This window comes from Capnocytophaga cynodegmi DSM 19736, assembly GCF_000379185.1.
GTDB lineage: Bacteria > Bacteroidota > Bacteroidia > Flavobacteriales > Flavobacteriaceae > Capnocytophaga > Capnocytophaga cynodegmi.
Map to the genome: position 1 here is coordinate 68,955 of NZ_KB900739.1, position 22,622 is coordinate 91,576.

At 35.7% G+C, this 22,622-nt stretch carries 17 protein-coding genes and 5 tRNA genes; 17 read left to right on the forward strand and 5 right to left on the reverse strand.

Going from position 1 to position 22,622, the window contains the following annotated elements; translation table 11 throughout:
• Positions 1-47: 47 nt before the first annotated feature.
• Positions 48-707, reverse strand: a complete 660-nt coding sequence (locus tag YW9_RS0112065; RefSeq protein ID WP_018280429.1) for a hypothetical protein — start codon at positions 705-707, stop codon at positions 48-50.
• A 452-nt stretch (positions 708-1,159) separates the two neighbouring features.
• On the reverse strand, positions 1,160-2,941 hold the full coding sequence (locus YW9_RS0112070; protein WP_018280430.1) for a glycoside hydrolase family 13 protein: 1,782 nt from the start codon (positions 2,939-2,941) through the stop codon (positions 1,160-1,162).
• A gap of 422 nt (positions 2,942-3,363) precedes the next feature.
• On the opposite strand from YW9_RS0112070, the gene YW9_RS0112075 reads away from it, so the two are divergent.
• From YW9_RS0112075 to YW9_RS0112155, 17 genes are all read left to right on the forward strand, one after another.
• Positions 3,364-3,437, forward strand: a tRNA-Thr gene (locus tag YW9_RS0112075).
• A gap of 31 nt (positions 3,438-3,468) precedes the next feature.
• Positions 3,469-3,553: transfer RNA gene (locus YW9_RS0112080), tRNA-Tyr, on the forward strand.
• A 7-nt stretch (positions 3,554-3,560) separates the two neighbouring features.
• Positions 3,561-3,633, forward strand: a tRNA-Gly gene (locus YW9_RS0112085).
• Positions 3,634-3,657: 24 nt separating this feature from the next.
• Positions 3,658-3,729 (forward strand) — tRNA-Thr (locus tag YW9_RS0112090).
• A 59-nt stretch (positions 3,730-3,788) separates the two neighbouring features.
• Entirely contained in the window at positions 3,789-4,976 is a 1,188-nt protein-coding gene (gene tuf, locus YW9_RS0112095; protein WP_018280431.1) for an elongation factor Tu, read from the forward strand.
• Between the two features lie 69 nt (positions 4,977-5,045).
• A tRNA-Trp gene (locus tag YW9_RS0112100) sits at positions 5,046-5,116 on the forward strand.
• A gap of 16 nt (positions 5,117-5,132) precedes the next feature.
• Complete coding sequence (gene secE, locus YW9_RS0112105) at positions 5,133-5,318, forward strand: preprotein translocase subunit SecE (protein WP_018280432.1); 186 nt, start codon at positions 5,133-5,135, stop codon at positions 5,316-5,318.
• Positions 5,319-5,331: 13 nt separating this feature from the next.
• Positions 5,332-5,883, forward strand: coding sequence for a transcription termination/antitermination protein NusG (gene nusG, locus YW9_RS0112110; protein WP_018280433.1), 552 nt, complete (start codon positions 5,332-5,334; stop codon positions 5,881-5,883).
• Between the two features lie 101 nt (positions 5,884-5,984).
• Positions 5,985-6,422: a 50S ribosomal protein L11 gene (rplK, locus tag YW9_RS0112115; RefSeq protein WP_018280434.1), complete on the forward strand. Its 438-nt coding sequence runs from the start codon at positions 5,985-5,987 to the stop codon at positions 6,420-6,422.
• An 11-nt stretch (positions 6,423-6,433) separates the two neighbouring features.
• A complete protein-coding gene (rplA, locus tag YW9_RS0112120; RefSeq protein WP_018280435.1) occupies positions 6,434-7,123 on the forward strand; it encodes a 50S ribosomal protein L1 in 690 nt (229 codons plus the stop codon).
• A gap of 22 nt (positions 7,124-7,145) precedes the next feature.
• Positions 7,146-7,661 (forward strand): 50S ribosomal protein L10, encoded by a 516-nt coding sequence (gene rplJ, locus YW9_RS0112125; RefSeq protein ID WP_018280436.1) that lies wholly within the window; start codon positions 7,146-7,148, stop codon positions 7,659-7,661.
• Between the two features lie 50 nt (positions 7,662-7,711).
• Positions 7,712-8,086: a 50S ribosomal protein L7/L12 gene (gene rplL / locus YW9_RS0112130; RefSeq protein ID WP_018280437.1), complete on the forward strand. Its 375-nt coding sequence runs from the start codon at positions 7,712-7,714 to the stop codon at positions 8,084-8,086.
• Between the two features lie 509 nt (positions 8,087-8,595).
• Positions 8,596-12,405, forward strand: coding sequence for a DNA-directed RNA polymerase subunit beta (rpoB, locus tag YW9_RS0112135; RefSeq protein ID WP_018280438.1), 3,810 nt, complete (start codon positions 8,596-8,598; stop codon positions 12,403-12,405).
• Positions 12,406-12,490: 85 nt separating this feature from the next.
• Positions 12,491-12,838 carry an MmcQ/YjbR family DNA-binding protein gene (locus YW9_RS0112140; RefSeq protein WP_018280439.1) on the forward strand — a complete coding sequence of 116 codons (348 nt, stop codon included), beginning with the start codon at positions 12,491-12,493 and terminating at the stop codon, positions 12,836-12,838.
• Between the two features lie 95 nt (positions 12,839-12,933).
• Positions 12,934-17,220, forward strand: coding sequence for a DNA-directed RNA polymerase subunit beta' (rpoC, locus tag YW9_RS0112145; protein ID WP_018280440.1), 4,287 nt, complete (start codon positions 12,934-12,936; stop codon positions 17,218-17,220).
• Between the two features lie 3 nt (positions 17,221-17,223).
• A complete protein-coding gene (locus YW9_RS0112150) occupies positions 17,224-17,532 on the forward strand; it encodes a DUF3467 domain-containing protein (protein ID WP_018280441.1) in 309 nt (102 codons plus the stop codon).
• 433 nt (positions 17,533-17,965) lie between these two features.
• Positions 17,966-19,138, forward strand: coding sequence for a porin (locus YW9_RS0112155; RefSeq protein ID WP_018280442.1), 1,173 nt, complete (start codon positions 17,966-17,968; stop codon positions 19,136-19,138).
• A gap of 53 nt (positions 19,139-19,191) precedes the next feature.
• Here the strand turns inward: YW9_RS0112155 and YW9_RS0112160 are convergent, their stop codons facing one another.
• From YW9_RS0112160 to YW9_RS0112170, 3 genes are all read right to left on the reverse strand, one after another.
• Positions 19,192-20,346, reverse strand: a complete 1,155-nt coding sequence (locus YW9_RS0112160) for a VWA domain-containing protein (RefSeq protein ID WP_018280443.1) — start codon at positions 20,344-20,346, stop codon at positions 19,192-19,194.
• Positions 20,347-20,364: 18 nt separating this feature from the next.
• The gene (locus tag YW9_RS0112165) at positions 20,365-21,051 is read right to left on the reverse strand and encodes an outer membrane beta-barrel protein (RefSeq protein ID WP_018280444.1); all 687 of its coding nucleotides are present in this window, start codon (positions 21,049-21,051) and stop codon (positions 20,365-20,367) included.
• A 181-nt stretch (positions 21,052-21,232) separates the two neighbouring features.
• Positions 21,233-22,591: a DUF5723 family protein gene (locus YW9_RS0112170; RefSeq protein ID WP_018280445.1), complete on the reverse strand. Its 1,359-nt coding sequence runs from the start codon at positions 22,589-22,591 to the stop codon at positions 21,233-21,235.
• Positions 22,592-22,622 lie beyond the last annotated feature (31 nt).

Consider the following 22,622-nt stretch of genomic DNA (forward strand, 5'->3'; position numbering starts at 1 on the left):
GTCTGATAAAAGTTTGTATATTTCAGATAATTAAAAATGAATTGTTTTTATTGGCTTCGCATTGATATTCCTATTCCTTCAAGTAGCTGAGGTTTGTCTTCTAAGGCGATTTTGGCAACGGCGTAAAACTCACGTATCCATTTGTCTATCTCAGCAAAAGCCCTGTTCTTGTCTTGTGTAGCCTGTTGGCTTTCTCCAGATAATTTCTCATACTTAGCTCTTAAAGAGATAATATTTTCAATAGCCGATAGCTGTTCTTGTGCGATAGTATCTGTTATTTTAAATTTTTCAAGTAACGGACGTGCTTCTTGATGCGTAATAGCTTGATTATAGAATATCTTAGCTCCCTTTATAAAAAGAAGATAAGCTCTTGGGGTTTCCCCTTTGATAGAAAAGGTTTCCCATACTTCCATTTTGTGCATTAGAGCTACTTTTGCTGCCTTCCGGTGCTTTCCATAGGTTTTAACTAATTGTTCATAGGCTTGTTCAAAGATAGCATAGGCTTCCTTTGCTTCTGATGTTTCTTGTACGTTTTTATCATAAAGGTTTTGAGCTTTTGTATAAAGCTGTTTTCCTTCATTCATACGATTAGCATCATAGCCGTACTCTTCCAATTCAGATTTCAATTCTGATATTTCATCATAATTTGCGAATACTAATCTATATTTTTCAAGATATAGTAATTCTGAAGTTCGTTTTGATTTCATATTTTAATTATTTTGTGTTATTACTACTTACAATTTAGATTATTTGTGTTGTTTTTGTTTAAATACTGATTTCTCTTCTAAAGCCCCTTGTTTATTTTTGATTATTTTTCAATTATTTGTATTGCTTGTATAAGTTTTTATGTTTTTATATGTTGTTTTTTGATTTTTACTCATTGAATTTTTAATATTTTATGAGTTACATTTATTTTTACTAATATTTTATGAATAAAATACCTGTGATTGTTACTTAAAAATGTGTGTATGTATTTAAAAATGTTTTTATTATGTATTAATACAGGCAAAAGTAAAAATTATTTTCAAGTATCAAAATAATGTTATATAATTATTTTATATAAAATGAATTGTTATTGCTTAAAAATAGAATAAGGCAATATATATTCAATTTTAAAATTGTTATATTGCCTTATTTTTATGAATTTATGGACTTGATTTTATCTCAATTCAATAATCATAGAAGTTTTTCCTTCTATCTCTAAAGATTTCTGAAGTTGAAGTTCTTTTCCTGATATAATATCTTTTCCTTTGGTGTATCCTTTTAAGCTCTCAGCAAATCGCGATAGGTCAATATTCTGTTTTTCTTTATTGTTATTAAGGATTATCATAACTGCCTCTTGTTGATTATATCTGAAATATACATACACTTCGTTATTAGGTAGATATTGTTTGGTTTTTCCGTAATGTATTACAGGTTTTTCTTTCCTCCAATTGAATATTTTGGCTGTAAAATTGAAATATTCTTTTTGTAATTCAGTTCTTTCTGAAGGATTGAAAGCATTTTGCTTATCATCTTCCCAACCTCCTGGGAAATCTTGCCTGATATAAGCATCACCTTTGCTCTTATCACCTCGCATTCCTATTTCACTTCCATAATATAGCTGGGGAATACCTCGTGCAGTAGCTAAAAGTGTCATTATTAGCTTATAATCTTCTGTATTTTGGTAGATTTCATTAATACGGGAAGTATCGTGGTTTTCCGCAAAGATTAAAATGTTGTTAATGTCTTTGTAAAGGAAGTCATTTACAAAATTATCATACATCTGAATCATTCCTTTGTCCCACGAAGGGGTTGCTTTGAGAGCCTCTCCGATAGCATCGTGCAGTGTAAAGTCCATAACAGAAGGAAGATATGTGTTGTAGCTTTGAATGGCACTAATTGGGCTGTCCTTTTGCCAATATGATATTTGAGCTTGGTCGTGTAACCACACCTCTCCAACAATATTGAAGTTCGGGTACTCATTCATAATAGCCTTTGTCCATTTTGCAATTCCCTCTTTGTCATTGTATGAGTACGTGTCTACTCTGAGTCCGTCAAGGTCAGCATATTCTATCCACCAAATAGCATTTTGTGTCAGATATTTCAGAACTAATGGATTACTTTGGTTTAAATCAGGCATAGATTGCACAAACCAACCGTCTACACAATATTTTTTGTCTATCTCTGAAGTATTATTATCCATTTGTGTACTCATTCGATAGTTACTTTGTGCATATCCAGGGAACTGGTGAATCCAATCATATGTAGGAAGGTCATTTATCATCCAATGTTTCCAGCCCCAATGGTTCGTTACGTAATCTTTGATAAGTTTCATCCCTCTTTTATGCATCTCTTCAGCAAGTTGCTTGTACTCTTGGTTAGTTCCATATCGAGGGTCAATTTTATAGACGTCACTTTGCCCATAAGTGTGGTAGGAATAGGTTTCATCATTGTCTTCGCACATTGGTGTACTCCAGATGGCGGTAGCCCCCAAGGATTTTATGTAATCTAATTGCTTGATGATGCCTTGAATGTCGCCTCCGTGTCTTCCCCCAGGTAGGTTTCTGTTTGCTTTCTCGTTGAGTTCCTTATGCGAATCATTGTTGGGATTTCCATTGGCAAATCTGTCAGGCATTAACAAGTAAATTACATCTGAACTATCAAATCCCTTACGTAAAGCGGACTTGTCTCTGCGTTTTTTTAACTCGTAATTGATTGTTTTCAGCTTTCTCTTCTGATTAATTAAGGTTATTTTGTAATTTCCTTCGGATTTGTTTTTGGTATCTACAGTAAGAAACAGATAGTTTGGGTTTTCTGTTTTTGTTATGTTTGTAATAGGAAGGTCACTTTCTACTGAAAAATTAGCAATTTTGTTGCCGTAAAGCATTATTTGTAATTCAGTATTTTTCATATCTGCCCACCAAAAAGGAGGCTCAATCTTTTGGATTTGCGCATTCATTTTTGTCAATAAAGTCAAATAAAACGCGAAAAATACAAACTTAAAATTTAAAAAGTATCTGATCTTTAACATAATGTGAAAAATTATAAAAAATTGACGGCTAAGTTACAAAAAAGTTTAGAACCTGAAAAATTAAATGTCTTCTAACTTATTTTGGAATAATCTGAATTGTTTAGATTTGTGTACTTAAAGAAAATTTAGAAGAAAAAGTTATTTTTATGAAATGAGTAAGTTTGACTCTTATTTTTGAATAAAAATTTTTGCTTTTATATTTATTTTAATTTGTTGATATATATATAGTTGTGTATTGTTGTTTTAAAATTATATAAAAAAAGATTATTTTTTTTTTGCTATGTAAAAATATATCTATACATTTGCACTCCGTTAGAAATAGGGTTGTTATCAATCTTTTTTTAATACTTGCCGATATAGCTCAGTTGGCCAGAGCACGTGATTTGTAATCTCGGGGTCGTGGGTTCGAATCCCTCTATCGGCTCAGAAGTTCATAAAATATTGTTTAAATTATTGGGAAGATACTCAAGTGGCCAACGAGGGCAGACTGTAAATCTGCTGACTATGTCTTCGCAGGTTCGAATCCTGCTCTTCCCACCAAAAAAATGCGGGAGTAGCTCAGTTGGTAGAGCGTCAGCCTTCCAAGCTGAATGTCGCGAGTTCGAACCTCGTCTCCCGCTCAATGAAGGCTTTGTGAAATAAAAGCCGGTGTAGCTCAGGGGTAGAGCGCTTCCTTGGTAAGGAAGAGGTCACGAGTTCAAATCTCGTCATTGGCTCTTGGTTTGCACACATTAGACACTAATTTATATAACTAAGATTTAAAAATTTATTTAAAATGGCAAAAGAAACATTTGATCGTTCCAAACCCCACTTGAATATTGGTACTATTGGACACGTAGATCACGGTAAAACAACTTTGACTGCTGCTATTACTAAAGTATTGGCTGATGCTGGTCTTTCTGAGCAAAGAAGTTTTGATTCGATTGATAATGCTCCTGAGGAGAAAGAAAGAGGTATTACTATTAATACATCTCACGTAGAGTATCAAACAGCGACTCGTCACTATGCACACGTTGACTGTCCTGGTCACGCCGACTACGTAAAGAATATGATTACTGGTGCTGCTCAAATGGATGGAGCTATCCTTGTAGTAGCTGCTACAGATGGTCCGATGCCACAAACTCGTGAGCACATCCTTTTGGGACGTCAGGTAGGTATTCCTCGTATTGTTGTGTTTATGAACAAAGTGGATATGGTTGATGATCCAGAATTGTTGGAGCTTGTTGAGCTTGAAATGAGAGATCTTTTGAGTTCTTACGATTATGATGGTGATAATGGACCTATCGTTCAAGGATCTGCTCTAGGTGCATTGAATGGTGAGCCTAAATGGGTTGACACTGTGATGAAATTGATGGATGCTGTTGATAGCTGGATTGAGTTGCCAACGCGTGATATCGATAAACCATTCTTGATGCCTATTGAAGATGTGTTTACAATTACAGGTCGCGGAACAGTAGCTACAGGACGTATTGAGACAGGGGTTGCTAAAACTGGTGAGCCTGTTGAGATTATTGGTATGGGGGCTGAGAAATTGACTTCTACAATTACAGGGGTTGAGATGTTCCGTAAAATCCTTGATAGAGGTGAAGCTGGTGATAACGTAGGTTTGTTGCTTCGTGGTATTGATAAAAAAGATATCAAGCGTGGTATGGTTATCTGTAAACCAGGTTCTGTTAAGCCTCACGCTAAATTTAAAGCAGAAGTTTATATCTTGAGTAAAGAAGAGGGTGGACGTCATACTCCATTTAAAGATAAATATCGTCCTCAATTCTACGTTCGTACAACTGACGTAACTGGTACGATTTTTTTGCCAGAGGGAGTTGAGATGGTTATGCCTGGTGATAACTTAACAATTACTGTTGAGTTGTTGCAGCCAATCGCACTTAACGTAGGTCTTCGTTTCGCTATTCGTGAGGGAGGTAGAACAGTAGGTGCTGGTCAGGTAACAGAAATTCTTGACTAATTGATGTAAATAATATATCAGAAATAATAAAAGAAGTTTTGAGATCTTCTCAAAACTTCTTTATGAAAGACGGGTGTAGTTCAAGGGTAGAATAGCGGTCTCCAAAACCGTTGATGGGGGTTCGAATCCCTCCACCCGTGCAAAAAAAATAATGTGATGATAAACTATATTAAGGAATCTTACGAAGAATTGAAAAATCACGTTACTTGGCCAACGTTAGCAGATGCACAACGAGAAATGGTTATAGTAGTTGTATTTTCGGTTCTGTTTTCGCTTCTCATTTGGGGAATGGATTCTTTTTTTGAGTGGTTGATGGCTTTGTATTTTAACTTTATGAAGTAAAAAAATAACAGTGATGTCGGTAGTATTAGAGAAGAAATGGTATGTCGTTAAGGCTGTTACAGGACAAGAAAATAAAGTTAAGAACTACATAGAGAGTGAAACCTCTCGGTTAGGTTATGCTGATTATGTAGAGGAAGTTTTGGTGCCTACAGAGAAGATTGTTCAAATTCGTAATGGGAAGAAAATAAATAAGGAAAGAGTGCATATGCCTGGCTATGTGATGGTGAAGGCAAGTCTCGTAGGTGAAGTTATACACATTATTAAATCAATACCTGGGGTTGTTGGATTTCTGAGCGAAACAAAGGGAGGAGATCCTCTTCCATTACGTAAGTCAGATGTGAATCGGATGTTAGGGCAGGTAGATGAGCTCTCTGAGAATGTAGAGGTAATGGCTATACCCTTTGTTGTTGGAGAAACAGTTAGGGTTGTTGATGGGCCTTTTAATGGATTTAATGGCTCGGTAGAGAAAGTAAATGAGGAAAAGCGTAAACTTGAGGTGATGGTTAAAATTTTCGGAAGAAAGACGCCTTTGGAATTGAGTTATATGCAAGTTGAGAAAGTTTAAAAATATTGAAGGAACTTAAAAGTTAGAAGTCCTTAGAGAAATAGTAAAGCAGGACTTTTAGCTTTTGTTTTTTAGTGTAAAATAATTATTAATAATAAACAATGGCAAAAGAAATTAGTAAAGTAGTTAAGCTACAAGCTCGGGGAGGTCAAGCGAATCCGTCGCCACCAATTGGACCCGCTTTAGGTGCTGCCGGTGTTAACATTATGGAGTTCTGTAAGCAATTTAATGCTCGTACACAGGACAAACAGGGTAAGGTTGTCCCCGTAGTTATCACAGTCTATAAGGACAAGTCGTTTGATTTTGTTGTTAAAACCGCACCTACTGCAGTTCAGCTATTGGAAGCCGCTAAGGCTAAAGGTGGATCTGGTCAGCCAAATCGTAAAAAGGTAGCAAGTATCACTTGGGAACAGGTGAAAGCTATTGCAGAGGATAAAATGCCTGATTTGAATGCATTTACAATTGAGTCTGCAATGAGTATGGTTGCTGGTACAGCGCGTTCAATGGGAATAACAATAACTGGAGATAAACCTTTTTAATTTGAGAAATTATGGCAAAATTGACAAAGAAACACAAAGAGGCTTTATCTAAGGTTGATTACAATAAATTGTATTCGTTGAATGAAGCTTCTGAATTATTGAAACAAATAACTTACACAAAATTTGATGCATCTGTGGATATTGCTGTACGTTTGGGAGTTGACCCTCGTAAAGCAAACCAAATGGTGAGAGGTGTTGTAACGCTTCCTCACGGAACAGGTAAAGATGTAAAAGTACTTGCTTTAGTAACTCCTGATAAGGAAGCTGAGGCAAAAGCTGCAGGTGCTGATTACGTAGGGTTAGATGAATATTTGCAGAAGATTAAAGATGGTTGGACAGATGTAGATGTTATCGTTACAATGCCGAGTGTTATGGGAAAATTGGGACCATTAGGACGTGTGTTAGGTCCACGTGGTTTGATGCCAAATCCTAAGACGGGTACGGTAACGATGGAAATAGGTAAAGCTGTTCAAGAGGTAAAGTCAGGTAAAATTGATTTCCGTGTTGATAAAACAGGAATCGTTCACGCTGCAATAGGAAAAATTTCTTTTACAGCTGATAAAATTGTTGAAAATGCAAGTGAATTGATTCAAACACTAATAAAATTGAAACCTACAGCTGCTAAGGGAACGTATGTGAAATCTATCTATATTTCAACTACTATGAGTCCTAGTGTGCCTGTTGATACTAAGTCAGTTTAATTTGTAGTTAAAAAAAGAAATTATGACAAGAGAAGAAAAATCATTAGTGATAGAGAATTTAACTGCACAGTTAACTGAAAATAATATTATTTATGTAACTGACCTAACAGGTTTAAATGCAGAAGAAACAACAAACTTGCGTAGAGCTTGTTTCAAAGCTAATATTAAATTGGCTGTTGTAAAAAATTCATTGTTAGCAAAAGCGATGGAGGCTTCTGATAAAGAATTTGGTGATTTACCATCAGTTCTTAAAGGCAATAGTACTTTGATGTTTTCGGAAGTAGGAAATGCTCCAGCAAAACTTATTAAAGAGTTCAGAAAAAAATCAGATAAGTTAGTTTTGAAAGGTGCTTTCATTGAAGAAGCAATTTTCATAGGAGCAAATCAGTTAGAAGCCTTATCTTCTATAAAATCAAAAGAAGAAGTTATTGGAGATATTATTGGATTGTTACAATCTCCTGCTAAGAATGTTATTTCTGCTCTTAAATCAGGTGGAGGTAAGTTGGCAGGAATTATCAAAACTTTATCAGAAAAATAGTAGAAAACGCACAGATTATAATTTAATAAATAAAAAAAAACGATAGAAAAATGGCAGATTTAAAAAATTTCGCAGAACAATTGGTTAACTTAACAGTTAAAGAAGTAAACGAGCTTGCTCAAATTTTGAAAGATGAGTATGGAATTGAACCAGCAGCGGCGGCGGTAGCGGTAGCAGCAGGTCCAGCAGCAGGAGGAGAGGCAGCAGCTGAGAAAACTGAGTTCGATGTATTCTTGAAATCAGCAGGTGCTAATAAATTAGCTGTTGTTAAGTTAGTTAAAGAATTAACTGGTCTTGGGCTTAAAGAAGCTAAAGAAGTAGTTGATGGAGCTCCTTCAAAAATTAAAGAAGCAGTATCTAAAGATGAGGCAGAAGGTCTTAAAAAATCTTTAGAAGAAGCTGGAGCTGAAGTAGAATTGAAATAATTTTACATTGCTTAAAATATAAGGTTTAGGTCTTTTCTTGCATAGGAATAGGCCTAAACCATTTTGCATATTATATCTAAAACCTTATTGTTCAGATGTTTACTAAATATTAGTTTGTGTTTATTTCATTGATTTTCATAGCTTTATGTCTGTGTTTCAAAGTAATATTCTGAACTCAAGTTTGTGAACTTTGATAAATTTGAGAAAAATATACAATAAACTAATTTTTTGACTCGAGTACGCAGAAAATTATTTATTGCTAACGTAAAATATAGCCTCTTAAAGTTTTTAATTTGAAAATTTGAGATGTTTTCGTTGCATTTTTAGAAGTCATATCTCACAATTAAAAGTGATGTTTTCAAGATTAATCTTGATTTTTTAGAAAGCTAAAGATGTGATGTATTGTAATTTAAAACGTACTATTTTGTAAGTGCTTTGCGTTTTAAAAAAATAAAGCACAAAGATACATTCTTTTTAAGGAATGATTTAAAATTTAAAAACAGAAGTAAATGTCAACAAATCAAACTGCAAGAATCAATTTTGCTTCGGTAAAACACACACCAGATTATCCTGATTTTTTGGATATTCAGATTAAATCGTTTCAGGATTTTTTTCAGCTGGAAACCAAATCAGAAGAAAGAGGCAATGAAGGTTTATATAACACATTCAAGGAAAACTTCCCTATAACTGATACACGTAATCAGTTCGTACTTGAATTTTTAGACTATTTCATTGACCCGCCACGCTATACCATTCAGGAATGTATTGAGAGAGGGCTCACATATAGCGTACCTTTAAAGGCAAGGCTGAAATTATACTGTACTGATCCTGAGCACGAAGATTTTGAAACTATCGTACAAGATGTGTATCTGGGGACGATGCCTTATATGACGGCTAGTGGTACTTTTGTTATAAATGGTGCCGAGCGTGTAATCGTTTCGCAATTGCACCGTTCGCCGGGAGTTTTCTTTGGACAATCTTTTCACGCAAATGGAACGAAATTGTATTCGGCAAGGATTATCCCTTTCAAAGGCTCGTGGATTGAGTTCGCAACAGACATCAACAATGTGATGTATGCGTATATTGACAGAAAGAAAAAATTGCCTGTGACTACACTTTTTCGTGCTATTGGTTTTGAGCGTGATAAAGATATTTTAGAAATATTTGACTTAGCAGAAGAAATCAAGGTTTCTAAAACAGGATTAAAGAAATATATTGGTCGTCGCTTAGCGGCTCGTGTGTTGAATACTTGGCATGAGGACTTCGTTGATGAAGATACAGGAGAGGTGGTTTCTATTGAGCGTAATGAAATTATTCTTGATAGAGACACAGTCCTTGACAAAGATAATATTGAGGAAATTTTAGAGGCTGATGTGAAAACTATCCTTTTACATAAGGAGGATAGCCAAGCAACGGACTATACAATTATTCACAACACACTACAAAAAGACCCTACAAACTCTGAAAAAGAAGCGGTAGAGCATATTTATCGTCAGTTACGTAATGCAGAGCCACCTGATGAGGAAACAGCTCGTGGTATTATTGATAAATTGTTCTTTTCAGACCAAAGATACAACTTGGGTGATGTAGGGCGATACAGAATCAATAAAAAATTAGGAATTGATATTCCTGAGGATAAACAAGTTCTAACAAAGGAAGATATCATAACAATTGTTAAGTACTTAATTGAGCTTATCAATTCAAAAGCGGAAGTTGATGATATTGACCACCTTTCAAATCGTCGTGTGCGTACGGTAGGAGAGCAACTTTCGGCTCAGTTTGGTGTAGGGCTTTCTCGTATGGCTCGTACGATTCGTGAACGTATGAATGTACGTGACAATGAGGTGTTTACTCCTATTGACTTGATTAATGCCAAAACACTTTCTTCTGTAATCAATTCATTCTTCGGAACAAACCAGCTTTCTCAGTTTATGGATCAAACCAATCCACTTGCTGAGATTACGCACAAGCGAAGATTGTCTGCCTTAGGACCTGGAGGACTTTCACGTGAACGTGCAGGTTTTGAGGTTCGTGACGTTCACTATACGCACTATGGTCGTCTATGTCCGATTGAAACTCCAGAAGGACCGAATATCGGTTTGATTTCATCTTTAGCTGTTTTCTCTAAAGTAAATGCGATGGGATTCATCGAAACACCCTACCATAAAGTGACCAAAGGTAAGGTCGATTTGAAGGATATGACTTACTTGAGTGCAGAAGAGGAGGAAGGCTTGAAAATTGGTATGGCGAATATCAGTTTGGATGCAGAAGGAAATATAACTGAAGAGCGAGTAGTTGTTAAAGAAGATGGAGATTTCCCTGTGATTGAGCCTAATCAAGTGGAGTTCATTGACGTTGCACCTAATCAAATTGCTTCAATTTCGGCTTCATTGATTCCTTTCTTGGAACACGATGATGCGAACCGTGCTTTGATGGGGTCAAATATGATGCGTCAGGCGGTACCTTTGCTGAAACCAGAATCTCCAATCGTAGGTACAGGTTTGGAACGCAGAGTTGCTTCTGATTCACGTGTTCTGATGAATGCAGAAGGAGATGGAACAGTTGAATATGTTGATGCAGAGAAGATTATAATTACATATGACCGTACTGAAAATCAAAAGCTTGTAAGTTTTGATGAAGATGAAACGGTTTATAATTTGATAAAGTTCCAAAAAACCAATCAAGGGACTTGTATTAACTTAAAGCCAATTGTACGCAAGGGGGATAGAGTTACAAAAGGACAAGTTCTTTGTGAAGGATATGCTACTCAGCAGGGAGAGTTAGCTTTAGGACGTAATATGAAAGTAGCATTTATGCCTTGGAAAGGGTATAACTTCGAAGATGCGATAGTAATTTCAGAACGTGTAGTTCGTGAGGATATTTTCACGTCGATTCATATTGATGAGTATTCGTTGGAAGTTCGTGATACCAAGTTAGGAGCGGAAGAACTTACTAATGACATACCTAACGTGTCTGAAGAAGCTACGAAAGATTTGGATGAGAATGGTATGATTCGTATTGGAGCAGAAATTGGACCAGGGGATATCCTCATTGGTAAAATTACGCCTAAAGGAGAGTCTGACCCAACGCCAGAAGAGAAACTACTCCGTGCTATTTTTGGAGATAAAGCTGGAGATGTAAAAGATGCCTCTCTGAAAGCTTCTCCTTCACTTTATGGTGTGGTTATTGATAAAAAATTATTCTCACGAGTAGTCAAAGATAAAAGAAAAAGAGGTAAAGATAAAGAGGATATAGCGGTTGTTGAAGCTAATTTTAATTCTAATTTTCAATCTCTTAAAGATAAGCTAGTTAAGAAATTATTCTCTTTAGTTGATGGAAAAACTTCACAAGGAGTTTTAAATGACTTAGGTGAAGAAATCATTGCCAAAGGAAGAAAATTCACTACCAAAATGCTTGATTCAATTGAGGACTATGCACATTTGGTATCAGATGGTTGGACAGATGAGAAGGAAACCAACTCTTTGATTGATGATTTGTTGCACAATTACAGAATTAAGTTAAATGACTTGCAAGGAGCTTTACGTCGTGAGAAATTTACAATTTCAGTAGGTGATGAACTTCCTGCGGGAATTCTGAAACTTGCAAAAGTATATATTGCTAAAAAACGTAAGTTAAAAGTAGGTGATAAGATGGCTGGTCGTCACGGAAATAAAGGTATTGTTGCCCGAATTGTACGTGATGAAGATATGCCTTTCTTGGAAGATGGAACACCTGTGGATATTGTATTGAACCCTCTTGGGGTGCCTTCACGTATGAACATCGGTCAGATTTACGAAACGGTACTTGGTTGGGCAGGTCAGAAATTAGGTCAAAAATACGCTACTCCAATTTTTGATGGAGCTTCTTTAGAGCAAATTAATGAACTTACTGACAAGGCAGGTATTCCTCGTTTTGGACACACTTACTTGTACGATGGGGGAACAGGTGAGCGTTTTGACCAACCTGCAACTGTTGGGGTTATCTATATGATTAAACTCGGACATATGATTGATGACAAGATGCACGCACGTTCTATCGGACCTTATTCACTTATTACACAACAGCCACTTGGAGGTAAGGCTCAGTTCGGAGGTCAGCGTTTTGGAGAGATGGAGGTTTGGGCTTTGGAGGCTTATGGGGCTTCAAGTACGCTTCGCGAAATCTTAACGGTAAAATCTGACGATGTTATCGGAAGAGCTAAAACTTACGAGGCTATTGTGAAAGGAGAAGCAATGCCAGAGCCAGGTTTGCCAGAGTCATTCAACGTGTTGATGCACGAGCTTAAAGGTCTTGGGTTAGATATTCGCTTGGAAGAATAAAAAAATAAATTCTGAAACTTTGCCAGAGTGTTTGCTTTGGCAGAGTTTTGAGTGTTTCTTGGATTATTAAAATATTGATTTTTTGATGAATATTGAAGAACTACGTGAATTTTGTTTATCACTTAGGGCTTCAGAAGAAAGCTTCCCGTTTGACGATGAAATATTGGTTTTTTCGGTCAAAGGAAGAATGTTCTGTTTGGTAAACATTGTAAAATATGAGTTTATAAACCTCAAGTGTGACCCAGAGGAAGCCATTGAACTTCGTGAACAATATCCTGAAGTTACAGCGGGTTGGCATATGAATAAAAAGCACTGGAATAGCGTTTATATTAACGGAAAGATTTCCAATAATTTGCTCAAAAAGTGGATTGTTAATTCATATAATCTTGTAGTGAAGGGACTTCCGAAGAAAATCCAAGAAGAATTACTTTAAAAATTTGAAATTCTTTCAATAAATTCTAAAATAAAATGTATTAAGAACCTTTTAAAGGTTTTACAATAAAATAAAAATTTTTACAACCATATAGTATGGCAAGAGATAAAAATACAACTGTTTCAAAATTCGATAAAATTTCTATCGGATTGGCTTCGCCAGAGTCAATTCTAGCGGCTTCTCGTGGAGAGGTTATCAAACCCGAAACCATCAATTATCGTACCCACAAACCTGAGCGAGATGGTTTATTCTGTGAGCGTATTTTTGGTCCAGTAAAGGATTATGAATGTGCTTGTGGAAAATACAAACGTATCCGTTACAAGGGAATTGTTTGTGATAGATGTGGTGTGGAAGTAACTGAGAAAAAGGTGCGTCGTGATAGAGTAGGACACATTAATTTGGTAGTACCAATTGCTCATATTTGGTATTTCCGCTCATTGCCTAACAAAATAGGATACCTATTGGGGTTGCCATCCAAAAAGTTGGATATGATTATTTACTACGAACGTTACGTAGTTATCCAACCAGGTATCGCCAAGGGACCTGATGGAGAGGATATTCAACCGTTGGATTTTCTTACAGAAGAAGAATATCTTAATATAATGGAGTCACTTCCTGTTGAGAATCAGTACTTAGAAGATACTGATCCCAACAAATTTGTGGCAAAAATGGGAGCAGAGTGTTTGTTAGATTTGCTCCAACGATTAGATTTAGATGAACTTTCGTATGATTTGCGTCACAAAGCGAATAACGAAAGCTCAAAACAACGTAAAACAGAGGCTCTCAAACGTTTACAAGTAGTAGAAGCTTTCCGTGAAGCGAAAAACAATCGTGAAAATAAACCTGAATGGATGATAATGAAGGTAATTCCGGTAATTCCGCCTGAATTGCGTCCATTAGTTCCATTAGATGGAGGGCGTTTTGCTACTTCCGATTTGAATGATTTATATCGTCGTGTGATTATCCGTAATAATCGTTTGAAACGACTTATGGAAATCAAAGCTCCAGAGGTAATCTTACGTAACGAAAAACGTATGTTACAAGAGTCAGTAGATTCGTTGTTTGACAATACGCGTAAATCTTCAGCGGTAAAAACTGAATCAAATCGTCCGTTGAAATCACTTTCTGATTCACTAAAAGGAAAACAAGGGCGTTTCCGTCAGAACTTGCTTGGAAAACGTGTGGATTACTCAGCACGTTCGGTAATTGTTGTAGGTCCTGAATTGAAATTATACGAGTGTGGTCTTCCTAAAAATATGGCGGCTGAGCTTTACAAGCCTTTCGTTATCCGTAAGTTAATCGAAAGAGGAATTGTAAAAACGGTTAAATCTGCCAAAAAAATCATTGATAAAAAAGAGCCTGTAGTTTGGGATATTTTGGAGAATGTGATTAAGGGTCACCCAGTTCTTCTGAATCGTGCCCCCACATTGCACCGTTTGGGTATCCAAGCTTTCCAACCTAAATTGATTGAAGGTAAGGCAATTCAGTTGCACCCGTTGGTGTGTACAGCATTTAATGCGGACTTTGATGGTGACCAGATGGCGGTGCATTTGCCTTTAGGTCCAGAGGCTATTTTGGAGGCTCAACTTTTGATGTTGGCATCACATAATATTTTGAATCCTGCTAATGGTTCGCCAATTACTGTACCTTCGCAAGATATGGTTTTGGGGCTTTATTATATGACCAAAGGAAGACGTTCTACACCTGAATATCCAATTAAAGGAGAGGGAATGACTTTCTACTCAGCAGAGGAAGTAAATATTGCTTACAACGAGAAAAAATTAAGTTTGAATGCCTTTATCAAAGTACGTGTTCGTGACTTAGATGAAGAAGGTAATAAAGTGTATAAAGTATTGGAAACCACTACGGGTAGAGTTCTTTTCAACGAAGTGGTTCCAGCAGAGGCAGGATACATCAATGAAGTATTGACTAAAAAGTCATTGCGTGATATCATCGGACATATTTTGAAATCTACAAGTATTCCTGTTACGGCAGATTTCTTGGATAAGATTAAAAATATGGGATACAAATTTGCTTTCCAAGGAGGATTGTCATTCAGTTTGGGCGACATTATTATTCCGAAGGAAAAAGCTGATATGATTGCTGAAGCCAATGGTTTGGTTGACGGAATTATGATGAACTACAATATGGGTCTTATTACTAACAATGAGCGTTATAATCAGGTGATTGATGTTTGGACATCAACCAATGCTCAGCTTACTGAGTTGGCAATGAAACGTATTAGTACTGATCAACAAGGATTTAACTCTGTATATATGATGTTAGATTCTGGTGCGAGGGGTTCAAAAGAGCAAATTCGTCAGCTTACAGGTATGCGTGGACTTATGGCAAAACCTAAAAAATCGACAGTAGGTGGGGGAGAAATTATCGAAAACCCGATTTTGTCGAACTTTAAAGAAGGTTTGTCAATCTTGGAGTATTTCATTTCAACACACGGTGCTCGTAAAGGTCTTGCCGATACCGCTTTGAAAACTGCCGATGCGGGATATTTAACACGTCGTTTAGTAGACGTTTCACAAGATGTTATCATTAATACAGAAGATTGTGGAACATTACGCGGTGTAGAAGTTCGTGCCTTGAAGAAAAATGAGGAAGTTGTTGAAACTCTTGGAGAACGTATCTTAGGACGCGTATCGCTTCACGATGTTTATAACCCACTTACAGAAGAATTGCTTGTTAAGTCAGGAGAGGAAATCACTGAAAAAATAGTTGCGAAAATCAATGAGGCTCCTATTGAAATGGTCGAAGTACGTTCTGCTCTTACTTGTGAGGCTAAACACGGAATTTGTGCTAAATGTTACGGACGAAATCTTTCTACTGGAAAAATGGTTCAAACAGGTGAAGCTGTAGGAGTTGTGGCCGCACAATCTATCGGAGAACCTGGTACACAGCTTACACTTCGTACTTTCCACGCAGGAGGGGTTGCTGGTAACGTTTCCGAAGAAAATAAGGCAGAAGCACGTTTTAGTGGTATACTCGAAATAGAAGATTTACGTGCCGTAAAAGGTAAGGACAATGAAGGAAATCCAATTAGTGTAGTTGTGCGTTCTTCTGAATTGAAAGTAGTTGATCCAAATACAGGAATGGTGTTACAAACACACGATATTCCGTATGGAGCGAGTATCTTTGTGAAAGATAAACAAGAAGTTACCAAAGGGACTTTGCTTTTCCAATGGGATCCGTACAATGCCGTAATCATTTCTGAATTCTCTGGAAAAATTGCTTATGAAGGTATTGAGCAAGGAGTTACTTATCAGATTGAAATTGATGAGCAAACAGGCTTCCAAGAAAAAGTAATTGTGGAATCACGTAATAAAAAATTGGTTCCAACATTATTGATTTTGGATAAGAATGGTGAGGTATTACGTTCTTATACTTTACCAGTTGGAGCTCATATTATGGTTGAGAATGTAAGTAAGGTGGAAGAAGGTAAAGTGTTGGTGAAAATTCCGCGTAATTCCGCAAAATCTGGAGATATTACGGGAGGTTTACCTCGAGTTACAGAGCTTTTCGAAGCACGTAACCCTTCGAATCCAGCGATTGTTTCTGAAATAGATGGTGTAGTATCGTTTGGAAAAATTAAACGAGGAAATAAAGAGGTTATTGTTACCTCACGTTTGGGAGAAGAGCGTAAGTATTTGGTGAAACTTTCAAGTCAAATTTTGGTACAGGAGAATGACTACGTACGTGCTGGTAAACCACTTTCTGATGGGTCTGTAACACCAGATGATATCCTGAAGATTAAAGGACCATCAGCTGTTCAACAGTATTTGGTAAATGAGGTTCAAGAAGTGTATCGTTTGCAAGGTGTAAAAATCAATGATAAGCATTTTGAAGTAATCGTTCGTCAAATGATGCGTAAAGTTGAAATTCAAGATCCAGGGGATACTTTATTCCTTGAAGGTCAGCTTGTTCATAAAGATGATTTCATTGAGGAAAATGATAAATTATTTGGCAAGAAGATTGTTGAAGATGTTGGTGATTCTGAGAATTTGAAAGCTGGACAAATTGTTTCTCTACGCCAGTTACGTGATGAAAATTCACTACTTAAACGTGCCGATAAAAATTTGGTAGTTGCTCGTGATGTTATTCCTGCAACGGCAACGCCTGTGTTACAAGGTATTACAAGAGCTTCTTTGCAAACTAAATCGTTCATTTCAGCGGCATCATTCCAAGAAACTACAAAAGTGTTAAACGAGGCAGCTGTAAGTGGAAAAGTAGATACGCTTGATGGCTTGAAAGAGAATGTTATTGTAGGTCACAGAATTCCTGCAGGTACAGGTTTAAAACGTTATGAGAAAATTCTTGTGGGCTCAAAAGCAGAATTAGAAAACGCTGGTGAAAAGAAAAAATCAAAATAGCTTATGAGTGATTTGAAAGAAAATGAAGGACAATTGAGTATTGAACTTGATGAAAAAGTCGCTGATGGCATATACTCAAATTTGGCAATTATCAATCATTCGATGAGTGAGTTTGTTGTTGATTTTGTAAATGTGATGCCTGGTATTCCAAAGGCAAGGGTTCGTAGTCGTGTTATTTTAACGCCACAACACGCAAAACGTTTATTGAATGCGTTGTCTGAAAATATACAGCGATACGAGAAAGCCAATGGAATAATTGACGAAAATTCACATCATTCCATTCCTTTGTTTGGATTAAAAGGGGAAGCGTAATTGATTTAAATAGAATAAAAGCAAGGTCATAAAAAATATTTTTTGTGACCTTGCTTTTCTATTTGTAAAATAGAAGAATAAAAAAAGAGACTGCTGAAAAATCAGGCAGTCCCAAATCAACAAAAATATAACCATCTCTCTTACGAACTATAAACAAATGATTTTATATAGCTCACTTAAGAAAAATAATAACTATGACGCAAATATATGTAAAAAATAATTATAAAAAAAGCTTTTTATAGTTGTTTCTTTATTAAATAGAGGAATTTAACGTTTTATATTGTTGTATTTTCATTTTTTTATGAATATTATGCAAGTGATGTTTTATGATTTATTCGTTGTATTTGTATCATATAAACTTTTGTATCTAAACAGAATAAATTGATTGATAGTTTTTTTTTGTTATCTTTGCGGAGTTAAAAAATATAATGAGATGAAGAGATTGTTTTTTTGTTTGTTGATAGTAAGTTCTTCTTTTTTGTTTGCACAGAATGCAATGGATGAAGATAAAGAGCAATTGACACCTTACTACGATTTCAAAAAAGGAGTGGGCATAACTGCTCCAGATAGCTTATTTCAAATGAATATTCGTTTTAGGATGCAAAATCGTTTCGATGCTGTTGTCGATAAGAATGATGAAGTAGGTTATGAGGCTTATATCAGGAGGTTGCGTTTACGATTTGAAGGTTTTGTTATAGACCCTAAATTTGGCTATACCATCCAGCTTTCTTTTGCTCCTCGTGATGTAAATGGAAATCACATTATTCGTGATGCGATTGTTTTCTATAAGCCTAATAAAAATTGGTTGTTCAGTTTTGGGCAAACCAAATTACCTGGAAATCGTCAACGAATTAATTCTTCTGGGGCACTGCAACTTACAGATCGTTCAATTAATAATGCTACTTTTAATATTGATAGAGATTTTGGTTTTCAGGCTCATTACTTAAATCAGCATAACGATAAATTTTCATATAACCTTAAAACGGCTGTCACTATGGGTGAAGGACGTGACTTCATAGGTAGAAATACAGGACTTGCCTATACAGCTCGTTTTGAGATTCTTCCACTTGGTAAATTTAAAAAAGGTGGAGAGTACTTCGAAGGCGATGTTTTAAGAGAAGAAACACCAAAACTTTATTTTGGAGCTACGTATCATTATAACCACAATGCCACAAAAACACAAGGACAGAATGGAAATACGTTGGCTAATGAGCAAAAAAGAAATTTACAATCTGTATTGGTTGATGGTTTGATGAAGTATAATGGTTGGGCAATTATGGCTTCTTATATGCAACGAACAGCAAATAATCCGTTGATTGATCTGAGAGCAAAATCTTTTGTAGAGGCTGGACGTGGATTTGATGCTCAATTGAGTTATGCCTTCCCTAGTAATTGGGAAATTGCTTCTAGATATTCCCATCTTTCTCCAATCAATGATATAAAAGATGTAATGCCAAAACGAAACCAGATTTCATTAGGGGTTACTAAATATATTTGGGAACACGCTTTTAAGGCTCAGATGGAAATTACCAGAACTAACAAAATGTTACTTGATAGCTCTCAAAAAGAATGGTATTTGCGATTCCAAGTTGAGATAGGAATTTAGTGAAAAATTGATAATAAAGATAAAAGGTTTCTGAATTTCAGAAACCTTTTTTATTATATCTGTTGGTTCGAAGACGTTTCAAATTTCTTCAAATTGTGATTTTTTAAAGCTGCTTCTACTAACTCGGGTAATCTGTCAGGAGTACAAGCAAAACAAGGAATACCTAATTTACTGATTTCCTTTCCCAATTTTTCGTCATAATCAGGTTTTCCTCTATCTGAAAGAGCCAATAGAACCATTACTTTTACTCCATCTTCATACATTTGTGAAAGTCGTCGAAGCAAACCAGCTCTTACACCACCTTCGTACAAATCTGAAATTAAAATGAACATTGTTTTCTTAGGATTTTCAATCAATGTTTGGCAATATGTAACGGATTTGTTGATGTCTGTTCCTCCTCCAAGTTGTACTCCAAATAGCATATCTACAGGGTCTTGTCTACAGAGTTCAGTAAGATCGGTAACTTGTGTGTCGAAAGCAACTACGTGCGTATTTAATGTTGGCATACTTGCAAATATGGAGCCCATTACTGATGAATAAATGATTGAATCACACATTGAGCCACTTTGGTCAATATCCAAGATGATGGTCCAATTTTTCTGCTTTTGTGTACGCTCGAAGAAGTAAAATCTTTCAGGAATTAGGCGTTTGGTTTTTATGTCGTAATTTTTAAGGTTTTGGTTAATTGTTTTTTTCCAATCGGTAGAAGCAAAATTGGCAATAGGGGAGTGAGCTTTCCTGTTTAAAGCTCCCGTTACGGCACGACGCAAATCTTGTTCCATTCGTTTCATAATTTCATCAACAACTTCTTTAACGAGCTGACGTGCAGTTTCTTTTGATTTTTCAGGAATTTGCCCTTTCAATGCCATTAAGGTTCCTACCATTGAAATATCAGGTTTTACATTTTTAAGTGTTTCTGGCTCAAACAGAAGTTTCGTAAGTCCTTTACGTTCAATAGCATCGGATTGAATAATACTAACCACATCTTGTGGGAAGAAAGTACGTACATCAGTTAGCCATTTGGCTAAATTTGGAGCAGAGGAACCTAAACCAGCTTTTTTACTTCTATTATTTTTCGTTGTATGCTCATCATAAATAGCAGATAAGGCATAATCCATAACAGATTGTTGCTCATTCAGAGAAATATTCTCCAACGCTTTTGTATCCTGCCCAAGAATTAGCCTCCAACGTGTTGTTTTTTCTTCCATAACCTAATTTTCAATGAATTACAAAATGTAAAAAATCAATCCCATTTGTAAAAGTGAAGATTTTAAAGAAGTGTTGTTTTCCAGTTTAGCTTCTTTAAGAATGGAAGATAAATTGTATTGTATGAAAAAGTTCCACGTATTGTATCCAAAAGCAGAGTAGACTTTAAAATGCCATTTTTTGTTAAGGTCTGAGTTATTAAAATAAATGGTGATATCATCTCTTTTGTAGAGGCTTTTTGCACTGAAAACGTATCCTAACCGCATTCCTGTGTAAATTCTCCAGAATTTGTGGCTTTGAGCAGTTGATGTTCGCCAACGAAATTCAATAGGAAATTCAATGGTATGAGTTTCAAAATAATTTTTGTTGATATTCAGGTCGTTTAAGTTTTTAATGATATGATATGAATCGGAGGTGTTTTCACGAAAAATATTGCTATAAACTAAATCATAGGAATAACCTACGCCCAAAGCCAGACCGATGTTTCTTCGTTCATTCATTGGTAAATCTTTCTGAAAACCAGCGTGAATTCCTCTCGAAAGACTATGTTGAACAACATTACTTGCATCAGAAATTAAATAGTCGTATGTTAGCCCCACATAAAACTGGTCTTCCAAATATTTCTCTCCTCGTCCTTTTTTTTCTTTCTTCTCAGTTGTTGTTTGAATCATTCCATCGTCAGAGTCATCTTGTGAAAAAACTGACATTGGAAAGCCAAGACAAACTAATAATAAGCATATTAAGTGTTTCATCATTCAAAATAAGTAAATATTTACAAAGGTAAATTTTTTATTTTAATAATCAAGATTTTTGTTTAAAGATGGGCAACAAAAAAACAATGTACTGAAATAGCACATTGTTTTTTTAAAAAGTATTTAAGTTTGAATATTATATTTCAAATTGAAGCCCTCCAAATACATTCAGCTGTTTTGCGTTTTTGGATAACAAATTGCTGACAATACTTCTTGAACCAATGAAAAGAGGACCTAAACGAACCGCTGTTCCCACATTTGTTCCCATTCCAACAGCGGTTGATACAGGAAGGTAAAATCCAACGTATTTCCACTCTACTCGTGGAGTAACCACTAACCCACTTGCATAATAAGAGTTGTAAACTTTGCTGGTATTAGTAATATTGAAATTTGCTGATACATCTACAAAAATAGGACCAGTAACGCGTACATCAGCATTTAATCTGAGTGATGTAGGTAAAGATGAAGTAATTGAGCTCCCTTTTAAAGATGTTTTTGAAACAAAAAGGCTTTCGTCCATACTTTTTTGAATATCAGACAAGTTAATATTGTGGTTTCCTACATTCAAAGAATATTTTTGAGAATCATCACTAACGGAATATTTTAAACGACCGATATCAGTAAAGGATAATCCTAATTTTAAGTCATAAGGAGTTGTTGTACAACTTGGGCAACCTTCTTTGCGATGTTCATATACAAAACCTAAGTCAAATCCCAAAGCAGAAGCCTGAGGTTTTAAAATATCACTAAAATTTGGGTTTTTAGTTATATTAACCCCTCCATTTGATAATAAAAATTCTGCATTTTGGTTTCCTTGAACGTCTATGTTAACGATAACATCATTGTTATTTTCAATCAACTTAGCTTTGATGTTTCCGTTGATTTCAGAAAAACCAGCGTATGTACTAATCGCTCCCCTTACAAATTTTGCAGTAAGCCCCGCTTTGAAAGAATGATTACTTGTTTTTGCTATTAATCTTGACCAAGTGAAAGCAAATTCAGAGAAAGCATTAGCAGAGATACTTTGTCTGTCAAGGTTGAAAGAATATCCCGCTGGAGAAAGATTTAGTTCGTTTGAATTAACTAAAAAAGATTCAAGTACCTTAGCATCAATGTCTCTCGCGTTCATAAAAACACGTGCTCTTGATGTGAAAGCAAAAGCATTTTTTCTTCCCACGTGGAAGTAAAAAGAAGGTCCTAATACATCAAGATTGATATTTGCATTGATGTCATTGTGTGAAGAGACCTGTGATGTAAATTCGTTAAAACTTTTTTTCAAATCAAAATTTATTCCCATCTTGTTGTTACCAAAACTTGCATCAACCGAAGCAACATTGATAGCAAATCGGGTCATTCCATCAACAAAATTTGCAGGATTTGTTGTGCCTTTGTACATACCACCATACTGACTGGTGTTTAGTCCAGAAAAAGATTGCTGTGCATTGATTGCGAGAGTAGAGAAAATTGCAACCGAAAATAAAAATTTCTTTATCATTACAAATAAATTGAAAAATTAACGCGGCAAA

Bases quoted from the DNA above. Each gene is read 5' to 3' on its own strand.
- YW9_RS0112065 (WP_018280429.1), bottom strand. From the start codon at position 707: ATGAAATCAAAACGAACTTCAGAATTACTATATCTTGAAAAATATAGA.
- YW9_RS0112070 (WP_018280430.1), bottom strand. From the start codon at position 2,941: ATGAATGCGCAAATCCAAAAGATTGAGCCTCCTTTTTGGTGGGCAGAT.
- tuf (WP_018280431.1), top strand. From the start codon at position 3,789: ATGGCAAAAGAAACATTTGATCGTTCCAAACCCCACTTGAATATTGGT.
- secE (WP_018280432.1), top strand. From the start codon at position 5,133: ATGATAAACTATATTAAGGAATCTTACGAAGAATTGAAAAATCACGTT.
- nusG (WP_018280433.1), top strand. From the start codon at position 5,332: ATGTCGGTAGTATTAGAGAAGAAATGGTATGTCGTTAAGGCTGTTACA.
- rplK (WP_018280434.1), top strand. From the start codon at position 5,985: ATGGCAAAAGAAATTAGTAAAGTAGTTAAGCTACAAGCTCGGGGAGGT.
- rplA (WP_018280435.1), top strand. From the start codon at position 6,434: ATGGCAAAATTGACAAAGAAACACAAAGAGGCTTTATCTAAGGTTGAT.
- rplJ (WP_018280436.1), top strand. From the start codon at position 7,146: ATGACAAGAGAAGAAAAATCATTAGTGATAGAGAATTTAACTGCACAG.
- rplL (WP_018280437.1), top strand. From the start codon at position 7,712: ATGGCAGATTTAAAAAATTTCGCAGAACAATTGGTTAACTTAACAGTT.
- rpoB (WP_018280438.1), top strand. From the start codon at position 8,596: ATGTCAACAAATCAAACTGCAAGAATCAATTTTGCTTCGGTAAAACAC.
- YW9_RS0112140 (WP_018280439.1), top strand. From the start codon at position 12,491: ATGAATATTGAAGAACTACGTGAATTTTGTTTATCACTTAGGGCTTCA.
- rpoC (WP_018280440.1), top strand. From the start codon at position 12,934: ATGGCAAGAGATAAAAATACAACTGTTTCAAAATTCGATAAAATTTCT.
- YW9_RS0112150 (WP_018280441.1), top strand. From the start codon at position 17,224: ATGAGTGATTTGAAAGAAAATGAAGGACAATTGAGTATTGAACTTGAT.
- YW9_RS0112155 (WP_018280442.1), top strand. From the start codon at position 17,966: ATGAAGAGATTGTTTTTTTGTTTGTTGATAGTAAGTTCTTCTTTTTTG.
- YW9_RS0112160 (WP_018280443.1), bottom strand. From the start codon at position 20,346: ATGGAAGAAAAAACAACACGTTGGAGGCTAATTCTTGGGCAGGATACA.
- YW9_RS0112165 (WP_018280444.1), bottom strand. From the start codon at position 21,051: ATGTCAGTTTTTTCACAAGATGACTCTGACGATGGAATGATTCAAACA.
- YW9_RS0112170 (WP_018280445.1), bottom strand. From the start codon at position 22,591: ATGATAAAGAAATTTTTATTTTCGGTTGCAATTTTCTCTACTCTCGCA.